Origin of the sequence: Sporofaciens musculi (assembly GCF_009830285.1) — a bacterium.
Classification (GTDB): domain Bacteria; phylum Bacillota; class Clostridia; order Lachnospirales; family Lachnospiraceae; genus Sporofaciens; species Sporofaciens musculi.
In genome coordinates this window covers 4,534,017-4,549,327 of sequence record NZ_WUQX01000001.1, presented here as the reverse complement: position 1 = coordinate 4,549,327, position 15,311 = coordinate 4,534,017, and the positions used below count along the sequence as shown (strand labels likewise).

At 38.5% G+C, this 15,311-nt stretch carries 16 protein-coding genes; all 16 read left to right on the top strand.

The window, feature by feature from the left end; genetic code table 11:
• The first annotated feature begins 3 nt into the window (after window positions 1–3).
• Window positions 4–1,809 carry a thiamine pyrophosphate-binding protein gene (locus GN277_RS22960; RefSeq protein WP_159754258.1) on the top strand — a complete coding sequence of 602 codons (1,806 nt, stop codon included), beginning with the start codon at window positions 4–6 and terminating at the stop codon, window positions 1,807–1,809.
• 16 nt (window positions 1,810–1,825) lie between these two features.
• Window positions 1,826–2,737 carry an NAD-dependent epimerase/dehydratase family protein gene (locus tag GN277_RS22955; protein WP_159754255.1) on the top strand — a complete coding sequence of 304 codons (912 nt, stop codon included), beginning with the start codon at window positions 1,826–1,828 and terminating at the stop codon, window positions 2,735–2,737.
• Between the two features lie 726 nt (window positions 2,738–3,463).
• Window positions 3,464–4,090: a hypothetical protein gene (locus GN277_RS22950; protein WP_159754252.1), complete on the top strand. Its 627-nt coding sequence runs from the start codon at window positions 3,464–3,466 to the stop codon at window positions 4,088–4,090.
• Window positions 4,087–5,460 (top strand): 6-hydroxymethylpterin diphosphokinase MptE-like protein, encoded by a 1,374-nt coding sequence (locus GN277_RS22945; protein WP_159754249.1) that lies wholly within the window; start codon window positions 4,087–4,089, stop codon window positions 5,458–5,460. The genes GN277_RS22950 and GN277_RS22945 overlap by 4 nt, the downstream gene beginning before the upstream one ends.
• Window positions 5,461–5,497: 37 nt before the next feature.
• Window positions 5,498–6,811 carry a hypothetical protein gene (locus GN277_RS22940; protein ID WP_159754246.1) on the top strand — a complete coding sequence of 438 codons (1,314 nt, stop codon included), beginning with the start codon at window positions 5,498–5,500 and terminating at the stop codon, window positions 6,809–6,811.
• Between the two features lie 27 nt (window positions 6,812–6,838).
• Window positions 6,839–7,381: a sugar phosphate nucleotidyltransferase gene (locus GN277_RS31015; RefSeq protein ID WP_330587417.1), complete on the top strand. Its 543-nt coding sequence runs from the start codon at window positions 6,839–6,841 to the stop codon at window positions 7,379–7,381.
• On the top strand, window positions 7,381–7,893 hold the full coding sequence (locus GN277_RS31010) for a sugar phosphate nucleotidyltransferase (protein WP_330587509.1): 513 nt from the start codon (window positions 7,381–7,383) through the stop codon (window positions 7,891–7,893). Before GN277_RS31015 ends, GN277_RS31010 begins: the two co-directional genes overlap by 1 nt.
• 11 nt (window positions 7,894–7,904) lie before the next feature.
• Window positions 7,905–8,762 carry an NAD-dependent epimerase/dehydratase family protein gene (locus tag GN277_RS22930; RefSeq protein WP_159754243.1) on the top strand — a complete coding sequence of 286 codons (858 nt, stop codon included), beginning with the start codon at window positions 7,905–7,907 and terminating at the stop codon, window positions 8,760–8,762.
• The gene (locus GN277_RS22925) at window positions 8,759–9,829 is read left to right on the top strand and encodes a radical SAM/SPASM domain-containing protein (protein WP_159754240.1); all 1,071 of its coding nucleotides are present in this window, start codon (window positions 8,759–8,761) and stop codon (window positions 9,827–9,829) included. Before GN277_RS22930 ends, GN277_RS22925 begins: the two co-directional genes overlap by 4 nt.
• Before the next feature lie 2 nt (window positions 9,830–9,831).
• Window positions 9,832–10,527 carry a cytidylyltransferase domain-containing protein gene (locus GN277_RS22920; RefSeq protein WP_159754237.1) on the top strand — a complete coding sequence of 232 codons (696 nt, stop codon included), beginning with the start codon at window positions 9,832–9,834 and terminating at the stop codon, window positions 10,525–10,527.
• Between the two features lie 17 nt (window positions 10,528–10,544).
• The gene (locus GN277_RS22915) at window positions 10,545–11,171 is read left to right on the top strand and encodes a PIG-L deacetylase family protein (protein ID WP_159754234.1); all 627 of its coding nucleotides are present in this window, start codon (window positions 10,545–10,547) and stop codon (window positions 11,169–11,171) included.
• Between the two features lie 10 nt (window positions 11,172–11,181).
• Complete coding sequence (locus GN277_RS22910; protein ID WP_159754231.1) at window positions 11,182–12,192, top strand: N-acetylneuraminate synthase family protein; 1,011 nt, start codon at window positions 11,182–11,184, stop codon at window positions 12,190–12,192.
• Window positions 12,193–12,234: 42 nt separating this feature from the next.
• Window positions 12,235–13,212, top strand: a complete 978-nt coding sequence (locus tag GN277_RS22905; RefSeq protein WP_159754228.1) for an NAD-dependent 4,6-dehydratase LegB — start codon at window positions 12,235–12,237, stop codon at window positions 13,210–13,212.
• A gap of 28 nt (window positions 13,213–13,240) precedes the next feature.
• Entirely contained in the window at window positions 13,241–14,200 is a 960-nt protein-coding gene (locus GN277_RS22900; protein ID WP_159754225.1) for a glycosyltransferase, read from the top strand.
• Entirely contained in the window at window positions 14,190–14,891 is a 702-nt protein-coding gene (locus tag GN277_RS22895; RefSeq protein ID WP_159754222.1) for a WbqC family protein, read from the top strand. Before GN277_RS22900 ends, GN277_RS22895 begins: the two co-directional genes overlap by 11 nt.
• 1 nt (window position 14,892) lies before the next feature.
• A complete protein-coding gene (locus GN277_RS22890) occupies window positions 14,893–15,294 on the top strand; it encodes a hypothetical protein (protein ID WP_159754219.1) in 402 nt (133 codons plus the stop codon).
• Window positions 15,295–15,311 lie beyond the last annotated feature (17 nt).

The following is a 15,311-nucleotide window of genomic DNA, read 5'->3' as shown; positions in this document are numbered from 1 at the left end:
GGCATGGAGTTGAAGGTAGCAAAATATATTGCTGATTTTCTGGTTAATAATGATATAAAACACAATTTCACAGTCACAGGCGGCGGGGCGATGCACTTAAATGACGCGTTCGGGCATAAAGAGGGGCTTGTGTGTATTTATAATCATCATGAGCAGGCAAGTGCAATAGCTGCAGAGGCCTATGCAAGATTAACAGGAAAGATTGCGAGCGTATGCGTGACAAGCGGACCAGGAGGAACAAATGCGATTACAGGCGTTGTAGGAGGCTGGCTGGATTCAATTCCGATGCTTATTTTATCCGGACAAGTCAAGAGAGAAATGACAGTGTCCAGTTGCCGAGAGCTCAATCTGCGACAGTTGGGCGATCAGGAATTTGACATAATCAGTGTGGTTAAAAATTTTACGAAATATAGTGTCATGGTTACAGATAAAAATGAAATAGCATATCATTTGGAAAAAGCATTGTATTTGTGTAAACAGGGAAAAGGAGGACCGTGCTGGATTGATATTCCGTTGGATATTCAAGGAGACAAGATTGAAACGAAAGATTTAGTCCATTTTTGTCCTGAGCAGGAAATACATGAAGATAGGGATAGGTTTTCACTCACACAGGCTGAATTTATATTGCAAAAAATAACACAGGCAAAGGCGCCCCTTATTTTGGCCGGAAATGGTATCAGATACAGCAAATCAGAAAAGCAGTTTTTGCAGTTACTTGAAAGACTAAAAATTCCTGTTGTGACGGCATGGGCAGCAAATGATATATTGCCATATTCCAGTGAATACTTTGTAGGCGTGCCAGGTACTTTGGGATGCAGAGCGGGAAATTTTGCTGTTCAGCAGAGTGATTGTCTAATTTCACTTGGATGCCGTATGAATGTGAGAATGGTTGGATATACCAGAGGAGATTTTGCCCGAAAGGCATATAAGATAATGGTAGATATTGATGAGGCTGAGCTTCATAAGCCCACTTATCAGCCGGATTTGGCAATATGTGCAGACGTTTGTGATGTGCTTCATAAATTGCTTAAATGTGCGTATGAAAGGCCCAAGGTTCATGATAAATGGCTGAAATGGTGCCAGGAGATTAGGGTAAAATATCCAGTTGTTTTAAATACATATTTTGGAAATGAGAAAAATATTAATCCCTATGTATTTACTCATTATTTGTATAGTGAATTAAATTGCGAGGATACGATTGTCTGTAGTAACGGGAGCTCTTGTGTGATACCGATTCAGGTAAGTGAGATTAAACAGGGGCAAAGGCTTTTCTGTAATTCAGGGTGTGCAGCAATGGGATATGGCTTGCCGGCGGCTCTTGGAGCGGCTGTTGCTTTGGAAGGAAAGAGAGTAATCTGCTTGGAAGGCGACGGCAGCATTATGATGAATATTCAGGAATTGCCGACTGTGAAATACTATGATTTGAACGTAAAGATATTTATTTATAATAATAATGGCTATCATTCGATACGGCAGACTCAAAAAAATAATTTTGGTGAGCCGCTTGTAGGGGTAAATTGTGAAAGCGGCGTTGCAATTCCTAATTATAAGAAGTTAGCAGAGGCATTTGGGATACCGTATTATCAGATTATGAAACAGAAGCATGCAGAGGAAGCAATTCGGAAAGTCTTAAAAGAGGAAGGGGTTGTAATATGCGAAGTTTTTGTAGATGAAGGACAAAGCTTTGCACCAAAAGCATCATCCAAAGTGCTTCCTGACGGAAGGATTGTTTCCCCCTCAATTGACGACATGGCGCCTTTTTTAGGGAAAGATGAATATATGGAAGTAAAAATGAGTTATACGAGATGAGGAACGACGAGGTAATATGAAACGCGTTATTATAACAGGAGCAACGGGAGCGATTGGTACTGCATTAGTGAGAAAACTGATTGATAAAAAAATTGAAGTTCTTGTGTTTTTAAGAGTGGATTCACAGAGAAATCAAAATATTCCATGCCATCCTCTTGTACACATAAAGTTTTGTTCTTTAGAGCAGTTAGCCGACGTAGAGAATGATACTGGAAAAGTTTATGATATCTTTTATCATTTGGCGTGGAGGGGAGCATCCGGCCCGGAAAGAAATGATATGTACATACAGAATCAAAATGTAAAATATGCCTTGGATGCGGTCAGAGCGGCAAAAAAATTTGGGTGTCAGACTTTTATAGGCGCAGGTTCACAGGCAGAGTATGGGAATTGTGAAGTTCCATTACAATGTGATACTCCTGTATTTCCCAATATGGGGTATGGATATGCGAAATTATGTGCAGGCCAGATGACAAGAGAATATGCAGCTCAGCTAGAGTTAAAGCATATATGGGTTCGGATATTGAGTGTATATGGTCCAAATGACAGCGCAGGGAGTATGATCATGTACACAATTGACAAGCTGCGTCAGGGGATGGAGCCCAAACTGACAAAGGGAGAGCAGATGTGGGATTATCTTTATAGTGATGATGCTGCAAAGGCTTTGTATCTTCTGGGCAAAATGGGTATTGACCGAAAAATATATGTTTTGGGCAGCGGAACGACAAGGCCGTTGAAGGATTATATCCAAAAAATAAGAGATATTGCTGCGCCTGGAAGAAATCTAAGTTTTGGGACAATACCATATGGAAAGAATCAGACCATGTATCTGTGTGCGGATACATCAGAATTAAAAAGAGACACAGGCTGGCATCCAGAGACAGATTTTAACGACGGAATCAGGACGATTATAAAGAGTTTACAAATGTAATATCCTGCTTGGCAGTGGAGGTAGAAAATGGTCCGTATAGCGTTGTGTATACCAACATATCAAAGACATGAATGTGTATATGAATTCTTGTACGAGTATTCAGAATATTATCAAAAGCATGGCATGGATATTTATTATTATGATTCAAGTCCTGATGATAAGACATATTCTGTTATTAGCAAATTTTGTAAAAATGTACCGGATATATATTATGTACGGATGCCGGCAGAGATACATTCAAATGCAAAAGTATATAGGATTTTTCAACAGTATGGATTGGAAAAAGATTATGATTTTATATGGATATGCAATGATGCCATACGGTTTTCCGAACATGCGCTGGATATATTATACTCATATATCGATAATTCTTATGACATAATCGAGATGGACCCTGATGATGTGGAGCATTTGGGTTTAAGGTCATATGATACTCCTAATTTATATTTAAGAGATTGTGCATGGAAGCTGACTTTGTATGGAGCGGCCCTTGTAAATGTCCATACAATGTTGAATGGAGTTGAGTGGAGTGTATATGAGAAAAAATTTTTAAAAAAAGAGATGATTAATTTTTCTCATGTAAGTCTATATTTCAACCGTATAGCGGAGATGGAGCGCTTCAAGGCGCTGCACATTCCTGTTGAAAGTAAAGAATTCAAAAGCTCAATGTATAAGAAATATCCTGGATGGCATAATGATACATTTTTTATTTTTTGTGAGAGCTGGGTGAATACCATAGAAAGGCTTCCTGAAGCTTATACAGACAAGAAGGAGGCTATATTAAAACACGGGATATATACCTTTTTTAAAGATGAGGCAGCGTTTGAAAATTTGAAAATAGAGAGGATTTTTGGCTTCACAGTGTTCTTAAGGTATATTAGGGAGTGGAAAAAGATATGCAGCGTCCCTGTGAACAGACTTCTTCTTATATCGCTTACGCCTATTAATGTATATCAAAATAGAGAAAAGAAAAAAAGAAAAGAAAAGATATCAAAATGTATTGCCTTTATAAAAGGTCATTCTGGATTCGTTATATATGGAGCAGGACATATGGCTCATATTGTGGCTTCTTATTGCGACATGCGAAAAATAAGGTATGAATATTTTTGCGTGACTCACTTGGACGATAGGAAAAAAGAATACATGGGGCATCCAGTGAAAGAACTGGCGCAGGTAAAAGAAGAATTACATTCAAATGGAATCTTAATCTGTATGCGGGGTGACTATGCAGAAGAAGTAATTGACACTTTAAATACATACGGGTTATCAGACAATCTATACTTTGATGAAGAATTATTCGGAATTATGGACAGCGAATTAAACCGAAGGGATACTAGGAGGAAGAAAGTGTGAAATATGTGATTTTTGGAGCTGGCAGTTATGGCGAACTGGCGTTGGATTTCCTGGGATATTTAAGGGTGCTGTGTTTTGCGGATAATTATGCATATGGGAAAGAACTGCGTGGAAAAAAGATAATTAGTTTTGGCGAATTAAAGGAGCTGAGCTTGGATGAGCTTATTATTGTCGTGGCCAGCGGGAATTATTCTAAGGAGATGGAAGCTCAGCTCATTGCCAATCATATGACAAAATATTTCATATTTCATGATTATGACCTGCGTATAGATATAGAGGTATTGCCCATATATGCACTTAATAAGCGTATAGAAAGAGTGTCTTATAACAGAATTTTAAGCTGCGGAAATGTATCAAAATATCATAAAATTGCAGTTTTGGGAATCAATCATTACATCCCATATTTACTTTCGGAGATAGCCATACAGAACAATTATAAAAATATTGTGGAGGTTATTTCGCATACAGATACAGATGTCAGACAATGTATGGGAATCCCCGTGGTGACATGGAAAGAAGCAGACAAGGATTTTGACTGTCTGATTGTTAATGAAAAGCGGCAGCTAATAGATAATTTAGAGATATATGAAAATGCAGAGGGAGATTTTGATATTATTGATATTTATGATGCGGATTTTGTGGAGCCTTCTTTTTACCATCCTGAATTACAAAAGTACAAAGATTTGTATAAAGGAAAGAGGATTTTTGTTATTGGAAACGGTCCAAGCTTAACAATTAAGGATTTGAGCACCTTACATCGGCATCGGGAGATCTGTATCGTTAGTAATATGATGTATAGAGCATATGACCAAACTGATTTTCGAGCTGATTTTTATATCATGTGTGATCAGGATGGAATCGACGATTCTCAGGAAGACTTAAGCAATATTCCAGGAAATTTATTGATAGGAGACGGATATCATGTGGAAAGACCGAACCGCCCTATAAAGGGAATTCAATACTATCACGACTTATTTACTCACTTTTTGCCTAATTATCCCAAATTTTCCAATGATCTTTCCAAAGGGCTTTATCGCGGTGGAACAATTACATATAACGGCTTACAATTAGCAGCCTATCTTGGGGCAAAAGAAATATATTTATTAGGAGTAGATCATAGTTATTTGAATAATTCAACAGCGGAAGAAAACCATTTTATTAAAAATTATTATTCTCAGGAAGAAAAGAAACGATATGAGGAAAGAAATAAAGAAAGAGTTATACCATTTGAAGCAGATAAAGCGCTGAAAGCCTATGAAGCAGCGGAACTATATTCAAGAAAACACGGATTTAGAATCTATAATGCCACACGGGGCGGTAAGCTAGAGGTTTTTGAAAGAGTAGCTTTTGACAGCCTTTTTGAAGACTAATTAAGCTGGTTGGAAAGGAGTACAGAAATAGGAATTAATGAATGAGGAAGCAGTAAATCAGAGTAAAGATATAAAGAATCTGGCTCATGAAAGCAGATGGGAGCATATTGGGATTTTTGATATGTTTGATGATGGGGAAAATTTATGGTTCACATCTTTAGAATATAACGCCCTGTTCAAAATGAGTAAACGCACATTTGACGTTGATTACGTAGGAAGCTTTCCGGATGAGGAGGCATATGGGGGCAGGCTCTATACGTCTGTTAATGAATGTAACGGTAAGTTATATTTTACTCCTTGTACCGCCCACGAAATCGGCATATATGATATGAAAAATGAATGCTTTGAAAAAGGAAGCATAGGGATATCAAGAGATGATAACGACCTTCTCAAAATAAAATATGCAAAAAAGTTTGTGTCAGGCTTTATATATAATAACTCTCTTATTTTAATCCCATGCTGCTATGATTGTATCATTATCTATGACATTGTCACGGGAGAGGTGACGTTTAAAACAGATTTATTTGAATATTTTTATGAAAAGTACCGTCATTATACCACTTCACCGGATGCGCAGTTTTATCTTTGCTGGTTTGCAAAACGATTGAGTGAATCACAGATTGTATTCCATCTGCATTGTAATCGGAATATTTTGATTATTTACAATCTTGAAACAGGAGGCTTTAAAGAGCAGGCGATTGGCAGCAAAAAGAGTACTTTTTCATTGGTTGAGTGTGATGGAAGTCAAGTATATTTATATGAAGCAAGCACCGACACGTTAGTAAAATGGGAAATGGAATCCGGGAAATACTTAGAATGTCATATTGCCGCTCAGGTTCCAGAGCTTCAGCCTTGCGGTTTAGAGTACTCTTTTTTGAATATGGCTGTTTTGGGAGAATGGCTATATTTAATACCAGCAAATGCCAATGTTGCGGTAAAAGTAGATACAATCACTTTAGAGGCTCTTTCGGTGGATGCATTATCCGGTGAGTGTTCAATTCCCTATAAGGGGACTGTTTATTTGAACTTAAGCAGGGTTTCTGATAATAAGCTATATCTTTTGGGGAATCGGAGTAAGGACCTTGTTGTATATGGAAAAGACGAAGATTTGCAGCGTATCCGATTAAAACCACCAAAGGATATTGAGAATATCATTGCTGAACAGTTTTTGGCGGATTTAATACGAAGAAGCCGTTGCTGGTTTAGTGAAGAACATGTTCCGCTGACCAGATTTATAAATGCGCTTGTAAGTTTAAAAACATATGAGCGCTGTGCTGGAAACAGGAATATAGCAGTTGGAAATGGCGACTGTCGGATCTATCATCTTGTGAAACAAAAGCTGCTTGACTGATGAGCATTTTAAGGGTGTGATAAGAAAATGAATAATCTCCAAAAGATTTGTGTTGAAGAAGGCATTACAATATCTGAGAGTATCAAAAAATTGGATGAAGCCGGAGAAAAAATATTGTTAGTTACCAGAAATCAAAGGCTGACAGGTATTATAACGGACGGCGATGTAAGGAGATGGGTATTGAGGAACGGCTCTTTTGAAGAAGACGTCAATAAGTTAATGAATACGAATCCGCGTATAGTCAGGAAAGGGGAAGCCGAAAAAGCAAAACAGATGATGCTAAAGCTTCATTTAGAAGCAATTCCCATTGTAGATGATAACAATATACCAATAGATATTATATTTTTAAGAGATATGATTGCCCCTGAGCAGAGGAGGTATGAACAGATTAATGTGCCGGTTATCATAATGGCGGGAGGAAAAGGGACAAGACTGTATCCATATACGAATATTCTGCCAAAACCACTAATGCCAATAGGGCCTGTCACAATTTTAGAAAGAATTATAGATTCTTTCAGAAAAAACGGATGTAAAGACTTTTGGCTTATTTTAAATTATAAAAAAATCTAATAAAGGCATATTTAGATGAAAAAGAAAAGCCGTATCAGGTTCAATATGTGGAAGAAGATAAGTTTTGCGGAACATGTGGGGGAATCCGGTTAATGAAGGAGCAGCTAAAGCATACTTTTTTTGTCAGTAATTGCGATGTGCTGCTGGACATTGATTATTTTGAGCTGCTGCGTTTTCATCAGATAAATCAAAATGAAATTACGGTTGTAACATCGTTAAAGCATGTACAGATACCATATGGCGTTATTGAACTGGAGGAGGGCGGGAAAATCTTGAAATTATCAGAGAAGCCGTCTTTAAACTACAATATGAGTACTGGTATTTACGTTATGGAGCCGTCTGTAATAAACAGTATTCCGCAAAATCAGATGTTTCATATGACAGATTTGATGAACAAATTGCTGGCAGAAAAAAGAAAGGTCGGCGCTTATCCTGTTATGTCGAAAAGTTGGCAGGACATGGGAGAACTTAGCGCAATGCGAAGGATGATAGATACGATTCAGGATATGTAGCAGGAGAGAAAATGAAAAAAATATTGATAACGGGCGGAAAAGGTTTTATTGGAAGCCATATCACAAGATATTTGAAGGAATGTGGTTATGATGTAATAGCTCCGTCGTCTGGCGAGCTGAATGTAACGAAGCAAGATAATTGGGGAAAATGGAAAGGAAAGAATGTGTGCCATGTTCTTCATCTTGCAGGGAAAACATTCATTCCAGACAGTTGGGAAAACCCGGAACAGTTTTTTGAAACGAATGGAATAGGGACTCTGAATGCAGTTAGTTTTTGTAAAAACCAAAAGATTGGAATGACCTATATCAGCGCTTATATTTATGGACAGCCTACATATAATCCAGTACCTGAAACAGCGGCAGTTCATCCCAATAATCCATATGCGAAGTCAAAATATATGGCAGAGGAGATATGTGAGTTTTTCGGTAAATATTTTGGCATGGATATTACAGTACTGCGTCTGTTCAATGTTTATGGAGCACGACAGAGTGAACGTTTTTTAATTCCCCTTATTGTAAGTCAGGCTCTGGGAGAAAGAGACAGGATTACAGTACAAGACTTGGAACCAAAGAGAGATTATGTATATATTGACGACGTGTGCAGGGCAATCGAATTGTCTGTACAAAAAACAAAGGGATATCATCTGTTTAATATAGGTTCAGGAGGCTCCTATTCAGTTCGTGAAATTATAGAGAAGGTGCAAAAAGCAGCAGGGACAAAAAAGAGTGTCAGTTCTGTAAATAAAGTAAGAAGGAATGAATTAAATGACGTTATTGCAGATATAAGCTCAATTCAGGAGACATGGGGGTGGGAGCCGCAAATTACAATAGAAGCAGGACTGCTCCGGTGTGTGGAGGATGCAAGATGAACGGAGGATATATTCCAATCAATAAAGGCAACTATGACATGGATACAGATGAGAGAATAGAGCAGTTTGAATTTAATAGGGCAGAAGGTTGGGAAGAAGATTACAGAAAGTATAGGGAAAATTGGAGTAAATATCCAAGGCAGCAGTATGTGTCAGATTATCCAATATTGGTGGATATTGAGCTGTCTTCACTCTGTAATCTGAAATGTCCCATGTGTTATACCATCACAGAAGAATTCAAGAAGAAAGTTTGTACACAGTTGATGGATACAAAATTGTTTCAGAAATTGGCAGACGAGATGGCAGGGAAAGTATCCGCTGTCCGTTTGAGCCTGAGAGGCGAGGCAACGCTTCACCCTGATTTTATATCGTGTATTCGTTATTGTAAAGATAAGGGAATCAGGGAGGTCTCTTTTCTTACGAATTCTGCAAAGCTTAACAGAGAATATTTTATACAGGCAGCAGAAGCTGGAGCGGATTGGATTACTATATCTATAGACGGCGTTGGAAAGCAGTACGAGGATATCCGAAAACCCTTAAAATTTGAAGACACCTTGAAAAAAATAAAAGATATTTACAGTATTAAAAAGAAAAATAAATGGAATAAGCCGGTAATCAAGGTGCAGGGAATCTGGCCTGCAATCCGTGATAATCCATCAGAATATTATAATACATTTGCACCATATGTGGATTTGGTTGCATTTAATCCTTTGATTGATTATTTGGATAAAGATGAAGATATTGTGTATGATGAAGATTTTATTTGTCCCCAGTTATACCAGCGCCTGGTAATTGGGTCTGACGGAAAAGCTTTGCTTTGCTCTAATGATGAGGAGGGTAATTATATTCTAGGTGATGCAAATAATGAAAGCATCTATGATATCTGGCATGGGGAGAGGATGAATAGGGCTCGCAAACTGCATGCAATGGGAAGCTTCAAAGAAATGGAAGTGTGTAGGAAATGTTATCTTCCCCGCGCAACGCAAGACGATGAACGTGCTTTTGTAAATGGCAGGGAGATTATTATAAAGAATTACATCAATAGAAATCAGACGATAGGGAAATAAAAATGGTAGGAATTATCATACAGGCAAGAATGGGGTCACATAGACTGCCGGGGAAAATATTAATGGATTTTGAGGGAAAAACATTACTGAATCATATATTAGACAGACTTGACAGACTTGACCATCCGGTGAAAATTGTGATTGCCACCAGTAATTTAAAACAGGATGATGTGGTGGAGAGCTTCTGCAGAGAACAAAACATATGTTGTTTTCGGGGAGATGAGAGGAATGTATTGAAACGGTATTTCGATTGTGCGTCAAAATATCAGTTTGATACAATCGTGAGGATGACAGGGGATAATCCATTTCCTGATATAGATGAGCTTGACAGGATGATTTCATTCCATCTGGAAGAAAAATTAGATTTTTCAGAAAATTTTTCAGTACTTCCCATTGGGGTTGGGATGGAAATTATGTCATATCCTGTATTACAGCAAAGTTTTGAAAACGCATGGCTGCCCAAACATTTTGAACATCCGGACGAGTATATACTTGACCATTTAACGCAGTATAAACATGGAATATCATCGGTTGCGTCTGAAAAGAACAGGCCGGATGTAAGCTTGACTGTTGACACTGGTGAGGATTATGAAAAGGCTTGTTATATTCTGCAGCATGCATGTGCAGCATATGTAACTACCCAGCGAGCCATTGAATTGAGTGATGATTATGAACGAGACAGACAATCACGTATTTAGCATAGGAGATGTTTAGAATGAATGTTTTGGCAATCGGAGCACATTTTGATGACATAGAATTAGGATGTGGGGGAGCGCTGGCGAAGCATGTAAAAAACGGCGACAAGGTAATAGGTTTTATCGCCACTAGTTCAGGGTTTAATAGCGTTGACGGAGATGTTTTAAGGAGAGACAAGGATGCATTAAAAGAGGCTCAAAATGCCAGCAGAATTATCGGATATCAGCTTTTGCAGGGGAAGATCCCTACATTTTATTTGGAATATGGGGAAGATATGCACGCCATGCTGTTAAAAATTATCGAAGAAAACTGTATAGAGCTTATTTATACCCATTGGTCTCATGATGTGCATCACGACCATAGAAATCTTGCGTTATGTACGCTGCATGTGGCAAGGCATGTCAACCGGCTTTTGATGTACAAAAGTAATTGGTATATTTCAGATCAAAACTTTCATGAGAACTTTTATGTGGATATATCGGATACGTGGGATATTAAGGAGAGAGCAATTAAGGCATATGAGTCAGAGATGGCGAGAACAGGGGAGTTATGGTGTTCTTATTTTAAAAATGAGGCTGTAAATAATGGTTTGAAAATAGGGGTAAAGTATGCCGAGGCATTTCAGAATGTAAGATGGTTCATATAAGGAGGATGTTATGTTTCATAATAGTGATAGGACATATATAGTAGCTGAAATAGGCGGAAATTTTATTGATTTTGATAAGGGAGCTGTACTAATCGATCAGGCTAAGGAATGTGGTGTGGATGCTGTAAAACTGCAGACTTATCGTGCCGATACGATTACCAGCAGACAGGCGGTATTTGATATGGAAAATACCGGAATAATATCGCAGACAGAACTGTTTAAAAAATATGAGTTAAGTGAGAAAATGCATCAAAAATTATTTCAGTATGCGAAGGAAAAAGGACTGGATATTTTTTCAACCCCGTCTCATATTACAGATGTAGAACTTTTGGAAAAGCTTGATATGGATTTATACAAGATTGGAGCAGATGATGCCGTAAATATTCCGTTTTTGAAAACGGTTGCCAGATTACAGAAACCAATTATGTTATCCACAGGAATGTGTACTTTGGAGGAAATCAAAGAGGCGGTCAATGCAATTACAGAAGAAGGAAATAAAAATATAGTTATTATGCATGTTGTAAGTCTGTATCCAACAGAGCCATCTTATGTAAATCTGGAGTCAGTCAGAACATTGCAGAGAGAATTTCCGCAGTTTACAATAGGCTATTCAGACCATACGCTTGGTGTTGATTCTTGTATTTTTGCGGCTGTCATGGGGGCAAAGGTGATAGAGAAGCATTTTACATATGATAAAAATGCAGATGGACCGGATCATAGACTGTCTGCCACAAAGGATGAGATGACAACGCTGGTAAATAAAATAAGGCTTTATGAACAGATGCGGGGCGATGGAATTAAGCGTCCAATGGGTGATGAGGTGAAGAACCGTAAGAATAACAGAAAAAGTATTGTATGTACAAAAGGTATAAAAGAGGGTGGTATTATAACAGAGAATGATATAGATATCAAGCGTCCGGGATTTGGAATACCGCCTAAATATAGGGAGGCAGTCATTGGAAGGAGGGCTGCCAGAGATATTGAGGAAGATTCTATAATCTGCTGGTCAGATGTTAAATAGACAGAAACATGATGGATGGAAAGAGTAGGGGGGTGGCCTGCGATGAAAGTGCTGGTAACAGGCTCCGATGGGTTTATCGGAAGTCATTTGACAGAGGAATTGGTAAAAAAGGGGTATCAGGTTAAGGCGTTTGTATTTTATAACTCCTTCAACAACTGGGGATGGCTTGATACGCTTCCAAAAGATATTATGAGAAATGTAGATATTTTTCAAGGTGATATCCGCGATCCCAATGGAGTGCAGGAGGCCATGAAAGGCATAAGCGCGGTCTTTCATTTGGCAGCCTTGATAGGAATCCCTTTTAGCTATCACTCTCCGGATACATATGTAGACACCAATATAAAGGGGACATTAAATATACTGCAGTCAGCAAGAAAACTGGAGACAAAGCGTGTGCTTGTTACATCTACGTCAGAGGTGTATGGTACGGCACAATATGTACCGATAGATGAAAAACATCCCTTTCAGGGGCAGTCGCCATACTCCGCGACGAAGATAGGCTCTGATCGTCTTGCAGAAAGTTTTTACCGTTCATTCAAGCTTCCGGTGACAATTGTAAGGCCATTTAACACTTATGGGCCAAGACAATCGGCGAGAGCGGTCATTCCTACGATTATTACGCAGCTTCTTGCAGGAAAAACGCAGATAAAGCTAGGAGCATTAACTCCCACAAGAGATTTTAATTTTGTGAAGGATACTGTAAATGGTTTTATATCCATCTACGAATCCAGTCAAACAATTGGAGAGGAGATTAATATCGCTTCACAGAGAGAGGTTTCAATAGGACAGCTTGCAGAAGAACTAATTAGACAGATCAATCCGAAAGCAAGAGTTGTCTGTGATACCGAGAGGCTTCGTCCTGAAAACAGTGAGGTGAACAGGCTGCTTGGATGCAATGAGAAGATTTTGCGGCTGACAGATTGGAAGGTGCGGTATTCTCTGGAAGCGGGACTAAGTCATACAATCGAATTTTTACGGCAAAACTTAGACAAATATAAGACGGATATTTATAATCTGTAGTACAAAGAGGAAGGAAGACGGATTCCGGATGATCGTAATTAGCATAGAGTGCTCTCACAAAAGAGGAATGGGACATTTTTACAGGGCCCTTAATATAAGGCAGTATTTGGGCGCAGCAGGTGAAGGCGCAGTCATTGTCCTAAATGATGATAAAAGGGCTGTTCAAATACTGGAAAGTATTTCAGTCATTTATGAAATCGTTGATTATTCAGATATTACAACTAATTGGGAAAAGACGATTATCCGCAAGCATGGGGCAGATGTCTGGCTGTCGGATAAGTTTTCCACAGGGGTAGAATTAGCACGGCATGTGAAAAATGAGGGAGTGCTTCTGGCTGCAATAGATGACTGTGGAGAGGGAGCTGATTATGTGGATCTGCATTTCTGTGCCATGCTTTTTCATAATCTGCGGGGAAGGCATATCTATTCAGGAAAAGAATATATGATTTTAAATCCGGAAATTGCAAGGTATAGAAGGCGTCGGACTGCACTGAATAAAATTCTGGTCACTCTGGGAGGAAGCGATACATACGGAGTGACGGTCAAGGTGGTAAAAATACTAAAAGAAAAGGGATTGAAAGCGGATATTGTTACAGGGCCAGATTTCCAACATAGCGATGAATTGAAGAGGGAAGCAGGTACAGAATTTAAAGTATATACTGCAGTACCATCTCTGATAGAAAAATTTTTTGAATATGATTTGGCAATTACAGGCGGGGGAGTCACTTGTTTTGAGGCAAATGCATCGGGACTTCCATGTATTATTATAGCGAATGAGGTACATGAAATAGAAAATGCGAGATACATAGCAGGCTATGGCGGGGCAAAGTTCGCAGGATATTATAAGGATATTTGCCAAGACAGCATAGATATCAGGAATATAAATATAAAGAGAATGAGTATGGCGGCATTGGCGGCATTTTCACTAAATGGAATGAAGAATATTTATCATGTGATAGAAGGGTATAGAAAGCATTATGCAGGATAAGATTGTAGTGATTCATCAGCCGGATTTTATGCCGTATTTAGGTTTCTTTGACCGGCTTTTAAAGGCAGAGTTGTATGTGGTGTTTGATAATGTGCAGTATGTGAGGGGAAGCAGGGCTTGGACGTCAAGAGATAAGATTAAAACGTCAAAAGGTGAAAAATGGATTTCCGTCGGTATAAAAAAGGCTGTATATGGAGCGGCAATTAACGAGGTGATGCTGCGGCAGGATTCTGAGTGGAGAACTCATCATTTGAATCTTATACAGGAAAATTATAGAAAGACAGAATACTATCAGGAAATTCTGCCATATATCATGGATTTATATTCTATACCCTGTGAGAAAATGGTGGATTTTAATATGAGTTCAATCAGGATGTTAATGAAACTTTTTGATATTCAGATTGAAATGGTTATGGCAAGCAGCCTCAAGGCAGAAGGAAAGAGTAACGAATTAATTGTAAGTATTATGAAGGAGCTGGGATGCAGCCGTTATTTATCCGGTATAGGGGCAAAAGATTATTTTATATCCGATCCATATGAAAGGGCTGGAATCGAAGTGATCTGGCAGGAGTTCAAGCATCCGGTCTATCCACAGCAATTTGGGGAATTTATCCCATATCTGAGCAGTATAGACTTGCTGTTTAACTGCGGAATAGAAAAATCGAGGAAGATACTGAGGGGAAAAAATTAGAATGAAAATTCTGCTTTATTTTGCGAAAGAAATAGATATGGATAATAAGAGAGAAACGATAGAAAAGCTCAGATGCTATATAAGAGAATATGACAGTGTGTTCGTACTTAAGGAGGGGATTTGGACAGGAGAAAAATTTTTCCAGACTGCATCGCGTCAAAATGTGAAAAGTTCTCTGTTTCTTGTTACCAAACCGAGAGCAGATATACTGCAAAAGTACAATGTAGAGATTCAGGAAATTTCATATGAAGAATACTGTAATATAGAAAAGCTGTATTATACGTATGAATTCTCTGACCGTATACATTTGCTGGCTGATCATATCCAGTACGGCAGTTTGAGTAATTATATATCAGGCGGTCTGTTGACAGAGGAAGAAGCTTTTGGGGCGCTTCTATTGTGATAAAGAAAAGGGCGGGG

Coding starts and splice junctions, on each gene's coding strand:
- GN277_RS22960 (WP_159754258.1), top strand. CDS start 4: ATGGAGTTGAAGGTAGCAAAATATATTGCTGATTTTCTGGTTAATAAT.
- GN277_RS22955 (WP_159754255.1), top strand. CDS start 1,826: ATGAAACGCGTTATTATAACAGGAGCAACGGGAGCGATTGGTACTGCA.
- GN277_RS22940 (WP_159754246.1), top strand. CDS start 5,498: ATGAATGAGGAAGCAGTAAATCAGAGTAAAGATATAAAGAATCTGGCT.
- GN277_RS31015 (WP_330587417.1), top strand. CDS start 6,839: ATGAATAATCTCCAAAAGATTTGTGTTGAAGAAGGCATTACAATATCT.
- GN277_RS22930 (WP_159754243.1), top strand. CDS start 7,905: ATGAAAAAAATATTGATAACGGGCGGAAAAGGTTTTATTGGAAGCCAT.
- GN277_RS22925 (WP_159754240.1), top strand. CDS start 8,759: ATGAACGGAGGATATATTCCAATCAATAAAGGCAACTATGACATGGAT.
- GN277_RS22920 (WP_159754237.1), top strand. CDS start 9,832: ATGGTAGGAATTATCATACAGGCAAGAATGGGGTCACATAGACTGCCG.
- GN277_RS22915 (WP_159754234.1), top strand. CDS start 10,545: ATGAATGTTTTGGCAATCGGAGCACATTTTGATGACATAGAATTAGGA.
- GN277_RS22910 (WP_159754231.1), top strand. CDS start 11,182: ATGTTTCATAATAGTGATAGGACATATATAGTAGCTGAAATAGGCGGA.
- GN277_RS22905 (WP_159754228.1), top strand. CDS start 12,235: ATGAAAGTGCTGGTAACAGGCTCCGATGGGTTTATCGGAAGTCATTTG.
- GN277_RS22900 (WP_159754225.1), top strand. CDS start 13,241: ATGATCGTAATTAGCATAGAGTGCTCTCACAAAAGAGGAATGGGACAT.
- GN277_RS22895 (WP_159754222.1), top strand. CDS start 14,190: ATGCAGGATAAGATTGTAGTGATTCATCAGCCGGATTTTATGCCGTAT.
- GN277_RS22890 (WP_159754219.1), top strand. CDS start 14,893: ATGAAAATTCTGCTTTATTTTGCGAAAGAAATAGATATGGATAATAAG.